The following is a 12,812-nucleotide window of genomic DNA, read 5'->3' on the forward strand; positions in this document are numbered from 1 at the left end:
CTATATATAGTATTCGTTATACTTCAACAATTAATTTCTTTTAATATATATAATTGTATCTCCTACAAATCCCCTAAAAAATTATAAACATTTTATATATCTTAAATCTTTTAACTCTTTTCCAACATTAATAATTCGTGTTGCACCATCATGTATAAAACCCATTTTTTCATAAAACTTCCTTGCACGTGCATTATCTTCAAGTACCCAAAGAATTATATTTTTATATCCCTTCTGGTGTAATTCGGTAACTGCCCAATTCATTAATTCTGACCCACTATTCGTACCCCAAAAAGAAGGAAGTAAATATATTCTCCATATCTCTACAAATGAATCATCTAAGTTCTCATCCTTTGTCTTTCCATATGTCAAAATACCTAGTGGTTTAGCTTCATCATACATGATAACATTAACTGGTTCTCCCTCAGATAATTCTCTTAATATTCCCTCTTTTCTTTTTTTTACTGAAAAAACATCCTCTAAGATGTTGTCAGGTACTATATCCTTAAAGGCTACTTTGTAGGACTGTGAATAGATTAAAGCTAATGAATCAGCATCATCCTGATTTGCATAACGAATATAAGTTGCCATTTGTTATCCCCTCTCATCTAAAAATACCTTGTCATTATTAGTTTTGTTCTAAAATTTATATATTTTAGTATACAGTGTAAATTCCTCTATCAGCATTAGTAGAGGCAAATTTATAATCAGTACATACCTGCCTTGAAATTTTAACTACATCATCTGTTTTCATTAGTTCATCTACCAATAAAACCCGTTTATTACTGATTTATATTATTGAATACCTGTAAAGATAATGTTATAATACTTTACAAGTATAAATATTTAGTAGGGTGGTGAATTATTTGGAAAAAGAAATATTAGATTTATTAAAACAAATGAATAAAAAATTAGATGCACATACCCTAAAGCTAGATACACATACTCAGATGTTAGATACACATACTCAGATGTTAGATGAACATACTCAGATATTAAGAGCATTAGAGCATTTAGCGCAAGTAAATAAATCTGAACATGATAGAATGTTTAATGATATAGCACATCTCAAAGGTGAAACAGAAGCAATGAGAAAAGATTTAGCAACAGTTGAAATAGTCACAGCCAGAAATATGGAAAATATAGCTCATTTGAAGTTAATTAAATAAATTTTCCAACAAGCTTATTCAAATTACATTAGCAAAGGCAGCTAGAACTTGGCGAATCATTGAAGCTTAAAAAAGAATAAAACAGGAGAGAATCGTCAGAATAAAATGACGGTTCTCTTTTCTGTTCACTTCAAGCCAACTTATACAACCGCTTTAAATAAAACTGGAGATTAATTTAGGCAAAATACTTTTCAGCAATTTTTCCATTACTTTAGGAGTATTAACCCTATAATCAATTCCTTGATTTACATCTGAATTTTCATCTTCAATAACAGGAATATCAGTTATACCCCTTACAATACAGCATTTCACGTTATTTAAGTCACATATAAATGCAATAGCTCCTGACTCCCAATCAGCACATAATACATTTTGTTTTATGAGTTTGTCTAATGATTCTAGGTTTAGATCCTGGTCTGCTGTGGCTATAATTCCTTCATATACCTTGTCTGAAAAAGCATTAAAATCAATCCATGAGTTATCTATTAAGGTAACCAAAGGTTCATAAAATAAAGATCTTTCCTTTCCCATTTTAGCAATGCAATCATATTGGACAGTTTTATTTGCAATAACTACATCTAATATATGTAGATTTTTTGCTACTCCTCCACATGTGCCAAGAACAAAATTTATAGTAGGCTTCCAATTGTCTATTGCAAATTGACAAGCTGCAGATGACCTTGTCTTTGTAGCTCCACTATGATAAAAGATACACTCTTGGTTTGATATATTGAAATTAATATATTCACCGAAAGGATATTGATTTACAATACCAAAATCTATACATAATATTTCTTTAAGTGCTTTCCATTCTCGTTTTGAGCAAATCTGTATACATATCATTATTTACACCCTCCATCTCTATACTTTAAAATTCTTTAAAAAGATTATAAAATAGAACCTTTATCTGTGAATCAACTTCAAATCTTTTACAAAGTTCATTAAAGATACACTGTATATCATCTTCAAAGTTGTCATTAAATTTCAAATTATTAATATTTAAAGTGTCAAGATTCTCTTTAATTTCTAATAAAAAATTATATGCACTATCAGTTTTATTAGATAGATACTTAATAACCCCTTTATGTAGTAGCCTTAATACCCTATACCAAGTAGGCCTATTGGGCATATAATCTGATGTGACTCCCCTTCTAATAACTGATTCGTCACTAACTATATAGTTTTTATCATATTTTAAAAGAACTTTGCTGTTTATAAGATCTTCTTGTGATATTGCTCCTCTGATATCTAAATCCACGGAGATATTATTTGGATAGACCAAAATTAATATTCCTTTAGGGTTTTCTGTAAAATTAGTCATTATAGGTTTATCATAAAGAGTAATTAGTTCATCAACTTCACTCCTTGTAATATCTCCTAAAATTATCAAGTCAATATCAGAGTATTTTGTTGCTACATCCTTTGCTAAAGAACCTTTCAATATCATAGAAAACTGATTTTTCTCACAGAACCTATAAACAGATTCTATGTAATTTTTATGATTTAATGATGGGTAACTCATATGAAACTCCCCCTTAACCGGAATATACCTATTTTTTTTCCCATTTAATTTCGCCTATCCGATAAATCTAAGTTGCCGCAATGCTTCTCCCTTCGGATTTTCCATAGATTGTTTTATTTATCAATATTTTCAACCCACCCACACCACTTAAAATCTTTATAAAAATCAACTTCAATGATTCCACAATATGGAATCTCATTATGATATTTAAACTGTCTCATTACAACACCATGGGTTACCACAATTATTTTTTCATAGCCCAAATACTTTTCTAAACCTTTAAAAGATCTGCTTGCAACTACACTAAGTTTTTCCCAACTTTTTTTATCCTCATTAGTATATTCACCTTTACAACAAGTGCATTCGTCACTAGCAATTTTAACTTCCTCATCAGATACATTGTTAAAGGCTAAATCGGGTACCCACTCATGAATGTCAACCTCAATACTTATATCAAGTGACCTTTCTTTTGAAATGATTGCTGCGGTTTGTAATGCTCTAGTATACGGTGAGGATACAATAAGGCTCGCTCCCTGTAATCTCTTATCTTTAGCAACATTCATAGCTTGGTCTATTCCTTTAGGTGTAAGCTGAGCCAAATCTATACCATGTCCCTTGAAGCTTCGCTCCGTTACTAAACTATAGTCTGGTTCACCATGTCGTATTAGTATAAGTTTTGTCATTGTACTTCTCCCCCTCTTTACGCTAAGTAATATAAAATACACCAACTGCAATGTTCTTATATCTTTTTAGGTACAGTTACTTTAATTAAGAAACTCAAAAGCATATTCTCCATACCTTTCAAAGCCCATAGATTCATATACTTTCATTGCAGCAATATTTGATATCGATGTTGCTAACACAGGAGTTTTTTTTTGTTGAATAGTAAGTTCTATCATATGACCAATTATCTCTTTTCCCAATCCTTTGTTTCTATAAGCCTTATCAATATAAACACTTGTGATTTCTGCAAAATTATTAGTTTTTCCTATAAACCTTGCCATTCCTATAGGATTGTTTTTGTATTCTAGTAAATAAACTCCAGTTTTCATTTTTGCTAATATTTTTTCTGTGTTAGTAATAGTTTTAATCTCTTCTTCTGTTTCTGCCTCAAAAAAACATGCTGTAAACTGTTTAACTTTTTCTAAATCTTTACTACCTAAATTTGCAAGTCTAATTTTACTTTGAAATTTCATAGGTATATTTTTATATTTTTCAATATTTAATTTATAGAATATGTTAGGGGTTATAGTTTTTTTGTATGCTAATATTTTAAATATACTATTTATATCTTCTAGCTTCCCTGCTAATAGAGTTTTCTCACTGTTTAACCCCTTAATCTTACAGACGATGTCCTTTAATCCATCTTTTGATGTATACGAAAAGTTGGTTAAATCTGAATTTCCATCATTTTTTGTATGTAAGACATCAATTACTACTTCTTCAGTTTCATTGATATATAATTCACCTAAATTATCTGGATTATTTTGAATTAATTCAATCAATATAGCATTATAAATTTCATCACAATACAAGAATTCTAATATTTTTTTCTTTAAACAATCTGTAATAATACTTATCTTTTTCATATTAACATCCCCCCCCCCAATTTAAAAATCTTAAAATTCAAATCTTACTATTCTATGAATTCTTGTAAATCCTGATTTTTCAAGTATTTTCTTTGATGCATAATTATTATATCCACATATAGGTACTAAATCATTACTGATACAATGTTCTTTTAGTTTAGAAATAATTAGGTGCATACGTCTTTATTTCTCTGCCCTTTTGATTACTTCTATCATATAAATCTCAACTATTTTTCTGTTGAAATTTTCTCCGAATTTTACCGAGTCCACACATTGCCGCATACTTTCAGTACCATTGTGCGCTATATTAACCCTTAGGAGACGACTTCAAGGGTTACCCATTGGTGTGCAACAACGAACTGGCATACATTGCTATCAACAATGAAATAGTACCCTGGTTAATACTTTCTAACGTTAGAATGGTATATCATCATCTTCGCTGGTATACAGTATAATATCCTGAGAGGAAAAATCCTCTTCTGTTTCATATTTATCTATTTCACATTCTTCCCATGATATCCCATACGATGCTCCCCCTGAAGTATAGCCTGCAATATAATAAAATGTATCATCTGAATTAGAATATGTCTCTGCTATCTTTTTTTCTTTCTGTAGCTGTCTTTGTTGTTCTTTAACTTTTTTTTGACCCTCTAAAGTTCCATTTAATTGATTCACATAATCAGGATTAATTTTATATCCAAGCATTTGCAACTCATTGATAGCACATATCTTATCTACAGCAAAGTGTTTACTGTATCCTTTTATAATATTTTCACCTTCATACTTTGGTATCCAATGTTCTGCAGCAAGAAGTCTTGAAGCTCTATCTAATCTTTTATGTCTAGGAATATTTGATTTTTTTTTACTTTTATTCATGATTTTTATCTCCATATGTTTTCTATTTAGTTTTAAATAATACGTAAGTATTCTGGTATTTTTGACTTGTTATTTATTTTCATGGGCTTAAATTTACTATTTAACAAGTAACACTCATTTTATAGCTTTGAATATACAGGCTTTTGTAGTTATTCTAAGCCCCTACCTTAGGTTAGAGTCAATACATATTTAGCATATTTTTCAGTGAAATATTATAATCTAACATTTTTAAATTGTGTTATAATTCGGTCATAACATTTTCTGATTTTACGTCTATTATCAGGTAATAAATTTATGTTTGATAACAATGCTATTTTTTCAACTACACCCTGTATAGACAAATCTTCTGTATCTATATGTTGTTTAAATATTTCGTTACTGAATCCTTTTATACAACTATCTATCTGCTGTGCAGCCCATGAATTTCCACCTTCACCACGGCCCCTTAGCCGTTTAAGTACGGTCTCCTTTGAAGCACATAATACAAAATGATTTATCAAAAATCCATCGTTCCTTAATTGAACAATAATTTCTTTAAAATACTGAGGATTGCTTATGGTCATTGGAACTATTATTATACCCTTATACTTATTTGCAATATATTTTAGCATAGAAAAATTAAACTCACGCCACATTGAATAATTTTGAAAATCTCCACTATTTAATTCTTTTGGTATGTTTTTTCTTATAAAAAGTCCTATGTTTTCTGGATCATATATAAATGAATTTGGGATTCGTCTATGCAATTCATAAGAACTTTGAGTTTTTCCGACACCAAATGCTCCATTAATCCAAATTATCATAATTATTACCTCGCTCTCTTCTCTGATATAAGTGAGATTCTTCTTGCCTCAAGAATTTATATAACTTCATCTAATTCCTTAAAGGCAATTAGAAAGTTAATACCGTTTTCCAAATTCTTTTCTTGCTTGCTCTGTAATATTTTTGATAAAGTTAGACTTTGCATTTGTATACCCCTCTCTATCAAATTCATACTTTTGTTTCAATTGTAATTTTAATTCTCCATATTTTTCTGCGATTTCAGGATATAATATCAAATAATCACGAAAATATAGTTCATCCCAATCACCACTATAACGCACATGAAGGTGATATGCTTGGCCAATAAATCCGCTTAGAGTATAGCCTTTCATAAACATCATATGTGGAGCAGGATTATTGGGTTGAGGACTATAATTATAACCAATGCCTTTGAGCAGAGAGATTATTTGCTCTGTTTCCATATGATTTTGTATTTCTAATAAAATATCAATGGTAGGTTTCGCACGTAAATTACATACAGAGGTGCTTCCATAATGATTTATTCTTATAATATTATTTAAATCAATTGTTTGTTCAAGGGTATTTTTTTCAGACAAATATAAACCATGCCACATTGGATCATGTTCACTTAAAATAATGGGAAATAGTCTTCCTAATTCTTCACCATTCATTTCGTCTAATTGTTTTTCCAAAATTATCACCGCCTAATATTAAAATTCTTAATTGCAAAAATTCTTGTCCATCTTTATCCTTAATATAATATTTCTTATCCTTTGACCAACCTTTTTCTATTTCAGAGACTATACTCCATTCAGGATACCCACTAATATCTTCAAAAAAATTCATGACTAAATATTTCTATTTTTCTAAATGAAATTTAAATAATCGGCGATAAATCTTGCTTGCAGTTCTCTGATTTTTTCTTTGAAATGAACATGATCTAAGTAAATATCAGTTCCTAAATTTCTAGTGAAGTTATACATATCTATACAGGGTATCTTATACTGCTCCATTATTTCTTTTGCAGCAATATCGTAAGCATAAACATCTTTACTATATCTTAAAAACCCCTCTTTTCTTGAATTATGAATCTCATCTATAACTGGTGTTAATCCAACCCATATGATCTTAGTGGCCATAGCTTTTGATATTTCAATTATCTTAATTAAATTCATCTTGTAATCTTTCAATTCAACCTGAACTTTATTTGAATCTTTATCTATTCGAACATCGTGTAAGCCACAGTTGATAAGTAATATTTCGTATTTTGTATTTTTTATATATTCCTCTGTTAAATACTCTATAACCATTCCACTATCCCCTGCATTAGCGCCAATCGGTTTGTCCAAATCTGTTAACGCTTGCTTCATACCCCTTTTTCTATCATACTCAAATTTATGCTTTATCATATTCTTAAGATATGGACCATAGTGTATTGATACACTATCACCTATAACAAATATTTTTCGCTTATTTATTAGATTTTCCTCCCGTTATTTTGACATGATTTTAATGTTGTTTAATTATATTAATGTCCAAAAGAACTTATTAGCCAAGGTGAATTTTTATCTTTTCTAGTTAAAGTATAACTATATTCATCCCTCCCACTGTCACTGGGACCTACCCCCTCTTTTTTATATTTAACTTCAAAGACTACTTTAAAAATAGCTACATTCTCTAATTCTAATTTTTCTTTTTCCATATCTATTATCTGGCTCTTTTTCATCTGGCGTAGATAGACTTCCTTATTTGTTTGATCAGTATCTTCAAATATATTTATAACTTTAATATATTCTAAATTATCAAATCCCCAACTTGATTCTGAAGAATGATATTTTTCAATTGTTAACATATTCATTCCCTTCAAATTCTTTTGGTTATAATATTTATAAAAATGTTCTATAACCTCCTTTGGCTTTAATAAAGCAATTTGTGCCTTCTTATCCTTTGAATTTTGGGTTGCACATCCTGTTATAATCATTAACAAACATAAAATTGTTAATCCAATTTTCTTATTAATAATAACCACCCCTTCTAAATATATATTTTTAATAAAATTTAAACTTCTTAGAAATTATAACTACTCTTTAGTAAATTCCATAATATAATCTTTAAGCTGTGAACCACATCTCATTAGTTCACCCATTACTCTCTCTACACCATTTTCTGTAGTAAACCAATTGTCCCTGTTTATTCCTTGAACGTCAGATGGACAAATAATTATTTCGATATCTGGGTATGCCAATTGATAGTACATATAACAACGTCTTGCATGGAAAGACTTACAACATATTATTGCTTTATTTATATGCAAATTTAGTTTGTCTGTAATTTCACGAGATTTAAACGCATTTTCATATGTGAACTGCGCATCTTCTTCTTTTAAAATTGAATTTTCATCAACAGCATTTTTAATCAAAACATTTTTTAAAAAATCCCATTCCGTATGATATGTGCCATTATATTTTTCTGCTTTTGATGATGGGTTAGGAAAGTATCCACGTTTAACACTGTATTTACCAGATGGAAGGATAAGTGGAGCATATTTGTTTTTCCAGAGTTCTGCTGCATTTTCTGCTAATTCAGCATAAGAGCCTCCAGGTATAAAGATAATATCTGCTTTTTTAGGATTACTCTCAAGAAAAATAAAATTCGTAATATCATCAATTGTTTTCATATTAGCCCCCTATAAATTGTGTGCTGTTTCTAATGTTTTTAAATTTAAGATGGTTATTATCTTTGATTTTGGAAGGTAACTTTGCCATGGCGTAAATTCAACCTATATATAGATTATAACCCATAAATTTACACAAATCCATATAAAAAATCCACCAACTAAGGTGGATAAAAGTGTTTAAAATTTCATTGCACCTTTTTATAAAGCCCATTATACCTATTGTAATCATTATTGAGGCTACTAAAATTCCAATAATATAAAGTATGCCTAATAGTGGTATAAAAATAAAGATAAATGAACATAATGCTGCAATCTGTAACATCTTATATTGATTCCATTTTTCATCAGACTCTTTCACTAAACCAAATTGTTCTTGTTTTTCCGCCATATCCTATTGAGAACTAATTTTACTGTGTTTTTCTCTATTAGTCTGTGATATTTAGAATTTAATAGTTAGGGTTAGAAATTCCATATCTTCTAGGATCACTATCTCCAATAAGATTGATTTTTATATTCGGATCTCCTTTTATTTCTATAGTGTAAGTCTTTTGATCATTATCATAATAATAGTTGCTTATTTTATTATCTTGTTTCATTTCCTTTAGCACTGAATTAAAGAATTCTCTACACTTATTAACATCATACTTGCTATAATAAATATCAGTTGGAGTTTTAAATAGCCATACAGAATTAGGTGGTAATGGTATATCTACTTTTGTACTATCTAAATAGATAACAGTGTAGGTATGCTGGAAAAAAACATTACTCTTTGTAATAATATTAAAGTCATAATTAGATAAATACAATACTAAAAAAATTGTTAGCGGGACAATAACAATTACACTAAGATATATCTTGTATTTCATTCTTTTCAGAAACAATTACTGTAGCTTTCCTTGGATTATTTTTGAACTTCACTGAGGCAATAAACATACCCATAGTCTTATCATATGTCACTTCTACTTTTTCAGGAACTTCGTATTTAAAAGTTTCTAATCCTAATAAATACTCAACTACATTATTTGAAATAGCTTGTTTCTTATTCTTTTGATCCAAATTACTTTTATAATATATTCCTGTACCTGAAGCAATTATTATAAGTAATATAACACTGTAAATTGTAAGTAGTTTTTTCTTTTTCATAATTTTCTCCCCCTTAGTTTTAAGTTGCATAAAATATGAAAAACAAATATTTATCTGATTCCGCAATACTCCTCAATTCTAGCTTTTGAACTAATCATATCACTTGAACTTTGTACAATTTCTAATATTACCTTACCATGAAAAGCCTTTAATATATTGGTGAAAATATACTTGAAATCTATATTACCTTGTCCTATAGGTAGATGTTCATGAATCACTTCTAGATCTCTATCTGCAATATGTAGTATCTTAGGCATCTTTATTGTAATCATAGATTTAAGATGCTCATAGCTATCTATATGAGCTATATCAAGAAGGAATTGAAGATTGGGGTTTTGTAGAAACATAATTTCTAGCTCATTTGTACTTTCCACCTTTAGACATTGAAGTAAACTATAATGGTGATTAATAAGACATTTATACAATTGTTTAAATATCACATATTTACGATTAAAGAACAATAATAATTCGACCTATTAAAACTTTCCTAATAATACTAATAATATTAAAAAAACTCCTATAAATCTACCAACATATTTAACAGATTCACTTGGTTCTGTGCCTTCTTTAAACATCCATCCTCTACCAAACATAAATGTTTGTTTTGGAAATATAATTGCAAGAACACCTAAAATTAATAGAATAAAGTTCATACATAATTCACCTCCATTCACATTTAAGGATTGAATAGTTAAGTTGATCATATTTATCTTCATTAATCCAATAATGCTCTCTTAGCCTTCCATCCAATTTAAAACCAAATTTCTCCAAAAGTTTTATAGATGGTATATTGTTTGATGACGTTGTTGCATATATTTTATTTAGATTCAATTCATTATTTGCAAAAGATTTCTCTATAAATTGTGCCAATAGAATAATTCCTAAACCCTTTTTTCTATTACGACTTGGTATATAGTATCCAAATTCGGCACTATGATTTCTTGAATTAAAATCAAATAGTGTAATTCTTCCTAGCGGTTTATTTTCAGCTGCTTTTTTGATTAATATGTAGGTCTTTTGTTTTTCCTCAGAGATTGACTTTAATGTTTTATGTGCATATTGATCAAAGCGTTGTGGCAGGTTGAGAGGGCGACAAGTATATTGTTCAAAGTCTTTTTCTTCAATGTTCCAATTGAAAAGTTCTTGAAGATAATCTTCTCTTAGTGAGATTAATTCATAATCTCCATTGGGCTTTAAAAATCTACTATTCATAAGTTCCTCCTTATTAATTTTGCTCAATAGTTTTTATATAACGATATTTTTTTAATTTTTTTATAACTTCTACTTAATTAATCATTATTATATAAATATCATTTTCTTCTTAAAATATAGGTTCCGACATAAAAACCATAGCGCTCGTAAAACGGCAATGCTTCCTCATTTGAATAAACTACACCAATTTGAATATTTGTTATTCCATTTAATTTGAACCAACTCAAAGAACTCTCCATAAGTTTTCCACCTAAGCCAAATTTCCGATAATCATTTTCAATATATATAGATTCTATTTCTCCTAAATTATCATTTATTGAACTCAAACAATATCCTACATAATTCTCAGTTTCACTATTCCAAAGCATATCTATTTTTATAGTACCGGTTTGTGCTTTTTCATAAATAGATTTGATTCTTTTATCAAAGGTGAATTTTTCGAATTTACTCTTAAAATAAATTGATTTATCAAAGTGAACACAATTAAGTTGCTCCCATAATGGCTTTATAAGTTCAAGTTCTTTTATACTTTTTTCAACTATACAAATATTCATAAATCCCTCCAGATTAAATTTAGACTGCCTTCACAATAAGTGGATATTTTCGCTTTATATAATTTCAATGAAAATTTTTAATCTTCATTTTAAAAATTAAAGGTATTTTCTACAACATTGGGCAAAACACTATAAATAGATTTACCAATTCTTTCTTCAAAATACTTCTGTATTTCAAAGGTTGCTTTCCATTTTTCAATTGTATATTCATTTACTCCATGTCTCAAAGCAACATCTAGTATTCTTTTTTCAATTAAACAATAGCCTGTAGGTAAAGCTAATGCGTCACATAATTGAATTAATTTATCATAAGCTGATAGATCGATATTATCTAAGTAATCTTTAACAAATTTGTATTCCTCATCTGAACAATCCCATTTTCCAAATACAGCATCAATGTTTTTATAAGGGAAGGAATGAGAGATACAAATTCTCGCTAATAAATCATAGCCTTTTTTCATTGAAAAGTTATACCCATCTATACTATGCCGCATACTTGTTACACCGTATCGTCTCCCTATATCATGTAGCATTCCGAGTACTAATGCAATATTTCCATCTAGCTCCTTATCTTCTTTAGCAATTAATTCTGCCGCTTTGCCTACATATAATGAATGTTCTCTCCAAGGTCCTGGATTTAATTTACTTCCTTCATCTAAAATCAACTTTGCTTCTTCTATGCTAGGTACACTTAAATTTAATTCTCTCATTTTATCCTCCTCTAAATTATAAACTTTTTAAAATTTAAACTCAAAAATGCTATCATTAATGATAAATTAGAAACTAAGTTCTATCCCCCAGCGTCCATTTTTCACTTACTTTATCTTCACCTTTATAATAATCCACGTTTTGGTTACTTTGGTATATCTCCTGATATGGTAAAATGTTTATTTTTCCTGAATCAGGATATTCACAGACATCTAGGCCCACATTGGTACCTATATCAATGAACATGCACGGTGCCTCTGTATGATTATAAAGTTGATGAGCACCTTCTGGTCCAATTTCAAAAAATACAATATCGCCTTTATTTAATTCCACAAATTTATTGGGTGTTCGAAGTGTAGCTTTTCCAGATAAAATTACAAATATCTCTTCGGAGTTTCTATGAAAATGATAGGGGTAAGAATATTTACCCGGATCAAGAGATCTTACATCAAATTGTAAATGCTTTGATTTAACTATTTCTGACAACTTCTGACTGGTATGCCAAGAGAATTCTGGAATAGGTGATTGTCTGAGTTCAAATGACATATTTTCTTCAGTGAATATCTGTGCCATTTAAAT

At 29.2% G+C, this 12,812-nt stretch carries 22 protein-coding genes; 1 reads left to right on the top strand and 21 read right to left on the bottom strand.

What is annotated here, in order from left to right; genetic code table 11:
• Window positions 1-81: 81 nt before the first annotated feature.
• Window positions 82-591: a GNAT family N-acetyltransferase gene (locus Ctaglu_RS10850; RefSeq protein WP_125001275.1), complete on the bottom strand. Its 510-nt coding sequence runs from the start codon at window positions 589-591 to the stop codon at window positions 82-84.
• A 266-nt stretch (window positions 592-857) separates the two neighbouring features.
• Here Ctaglu_RS10850 and Ctaglu_RS10855 point away from each other — a divergent pair, with 266 nt between their 5' ends.
• Entirely contained in the window at window positions 858-1,169 is a 312-nt protein-coding gene (locus Ctaglu_RS10855) for a hypothetical protein (RefSeq protein ID WP_233439752.1), read from the top strand.
• A gap of 153 nt (window positions 1,170-1,322) precedes the next feature.
• On the opposite strand, the gene Ctaglu_RS10860 is transcribed toward Ctaglu_RS10855, so the two are convergent.
• The 20 genes from Ctaglu_RS10860 to Ctaglu_RS10950 form a co-directional block, all read right to left on the bottom strand.
• Window positions 1,323-2,012: a 5'-methylthioadenosine/S-adenosylhomocysteine nucleosidase gene (locus Ctaglu_RS10860; RefSeq protein WP_125001281.1), complete on the bottom strand. Its 690-nt coding sequence runs from the start codon at window positions 2,010-2,012 to the stop codon at window positions 1,323-1,325.
• A gap of 25 nt (window positions 2,013-2,037) precedes the next feature.
• Entirely contained in the window at window positions 2,038-2,691 is a 654-nt protein-coding gene (locus Ctaglu_RS10865) for a nucleotidyltransferase domain-containing protein (protein WP_125001284.1), read from the bottom strand.
• A 113-nt stretch (window positions 2,692-2,804) separates the two neighbouring features.
• Entirely contained in the window at window positions 2,805-3,374 is a 570-nt protein-coding gene (locus Ctaglu_RS10870; protein ID WP_125001287.1) for a histidine phosphatase family protein, read from the bottom strand.
• A gap of 81 nt (window positions 3,375-3,455) precedes the next feature.
• Window positions 3,456-4,280, bottom strand: a complete 825-nt coding sequence (locus tag Ctaglu_RS10875) for a GNAT family N-acetyltransferase (protein WP_125001290.1) — start codon at window positions 4,278-4,280, stop codon at window positions 3,456-3,458.
• Window positions 4,281-4,310: 30 nt separating this feature from the next.
• The gene (locus Ctaglu_RS25170; protein ID WP_185732674.1) at window positions 4,311-4,457 is read right to left on the bottom strand and encodes a hypothetical protein; all 147 of its coding nucleotides are present in this window, start codon (window positions 4,455-4,457) and stop codon (window positions 4,311-4,313) included.
• A 237-nt stretch (window positions 4,458-4,694) separates the two neighbouring features.
• The gene (locus tag Ctaglu_RS10880; protein WP_185732675.1) at window positions 4,695-5,156 is read right to left on the bottom strand and encodes a hypothetical protein; all 462 of its coding nucleotides are present in this window, start codon (window positions 5,154-5,156) and stop codon (window positions 4,695-4,697) included.
• A gap of 212 nt (window positions 5,157-5,368) precedes the next feature.
• Window positions 5,369-5,959, bottom strand: a complete 591-nt coding sequence (locus Ctaglu_RS10885; RefSeq protein ID WP_125001293.1) for an ATP-binding protein — start codon at window positions 5,957-5,959, stop codon at window positions 5,369-5,371.
• A gap of 96 nt (window positions 5,960-6,055) precedes the next feature.
• Window positions 6,056-6,640: a GrpB family protein gene (locus tag Ctaglu_RS10890; protein ID WP_373861674.1), complete on the bottom strand. Its 585-nt coding sequence runs from the start codon at window positions 6,638-6,640 to the stop codon at window positions 6,056-6,058.
• A complete protein-coding gene (locus tag Ctaglu_RS10895; RefSeq protein WP_125001299.1) occupies window positions 6,600-6,785 on the bottom strand; it encodes a hypothetical protein in 186 nt (61 codons plus the stop codon). The genes Ctaglu_RS10890 and Ctaglu_RS10895 overlap by 41 nt, the downstream gene beginning before the upstream one ends.
• A 20-nt stretch (window positions 6,786-6,805) precedes the next feature.
• On the bottom strand, window positions 6,806-7,309 hold the full coding sequence (locus Ctaglu_RS10900; protein ID WP_233439753.1) for an SGNH/GDSL hydrolase family protein: 504 nt from the start codon (window positions 7,307-7,309) through the stop codon (window positions 6,806-6,808).
• A gap of 158 nt (window positions 7,310-7,467) precedes the next feature.
• On the bottom strand, window positions 7,468-7,968 hold the full coding sequence (locus Ctaglu_RS10905) for a DUF4829 domain-containing protein (RefSeq protein ID WP_207669467.1): 501 nt from the start codon (window positions 7,966-7,968) through the stop codon (window positions 7,468-7,470).
• Between the two features lie 51 nt (window positions 7,969-8,019).
• Window positions 8,020-8,616, bottom strand: a complete 597-nt coding sequence (locus Ctaglu_RS10910) for a YdcF family protein (protein WP_125001307.1) — start codon at window positions 8,614-8,616, stop codon at window positions 8,020-8,022.
• Window positions 8,617-9,062: 446 nt separating this feature from the next.
• Entirely contained in the window at window positions 9,063-9,497 is a 435-nt protein-coding gene (locus Ctaglu_RS10920; protein ID WP_207669468.1) for a hypothetical protein, read from the bottom strand.
• Window positions 9,460-9,759, bottom strand: coding sequence for a hypothetical protein (locus Ctaglu_RS10925; protein WP_125001316.1), 300 nt, complete (start codon window positions 9,757-9,759; stop codon window positions 9,460-9,462). The genes Ctaglu_RS10920 and Ctaglu_RS10925 overlap by 38 nt, the downstream gene beginning before the upstream one ends.
• 50 nt (window positions 9,760-9,809) lie before the next feature.
• Entirely contained in the window at window positions 9,810-10,106 is a 297-nt protein-coding gene (locus Ctaglu_RS10930) for a TIM barrel protein (protein ID WP_125001319.1), read from the bottom strand.
• Window positions 10,107-10,235: 129 nt separating this feature from the next.
• Window positions 10,236-10,412 (bottom strand): DUF6199 family natural product biosynthesis protein, encoded by a 177-nt coding sequence (locus Ctaglu_RS25175; protein WP_185732676.1) that lies wholly within the window; start codon window positions 10,410-10,412, stop codon window positions 10,236-10,238.
• Between the two features lie 7 nt (window positions 10,413-10,419).
• Entirely contained in the window at window positions 10,420-10,971 is a 552-nt protein-coding gene (locus Ctaglu_RS10935) for a GNAT family N-acetyltransferase (protein ID WP_125001322.1), read from the bottom strand.
• Window positions 10,972-11,069: 98 nt separating this feature from the next.
• On the bottom strand, window positions 11,070-11,525 hold the full coding sequence (locus Ctaglu_RS10940; protein WP_125001325.1) for a GNAT family N-acetyltransferase: 456 nt from the start codon (window positions 11,523-11,525) through the stop codon (window positions 11,070-11,072).
• A gap of 89 nt (window positions 11,526-11,614) precedes the next feature.
• Window positions 11,615-12,235 carry an HD domain-containing protein gene (locus tag Ctaglu_RS10945; RefSeq protein ID WP_125001328.1) on the bottom strand — a complete coding sequence of 207 codons (621 nt, stop codon included), beginning with the start codon at window positions 12,233-12,235 and terminating at the stop codon, window positions 11,615-11,617.
• Between the two features lie 73 nt (window positions 12,236-12,308).
• Window positions 12,309-12,806 (bottom strand): cupin domain-containing protein, encoded by a 498-nt coding sequence (locus Ctaglu_RS10950; RefSeq protein WP_125001331.1) that lies wholly within the window; start codon window positions 12,804-12,806, stop codon window positions 12,309-12,311.
• Window positions 12,807-12,812: the final 6 nt, after the last annotated feature.

It is taken from the genome of Clostridium tagluense (assembly GCF_003865095.1).
In the GTDB taxonomy this organism is placed as follows: Bacteria; Bacillota; Clostridia; order Clostridiales; family Clostridiaceae; genus Clostridium_AD; species Clostridium_AD tagluense.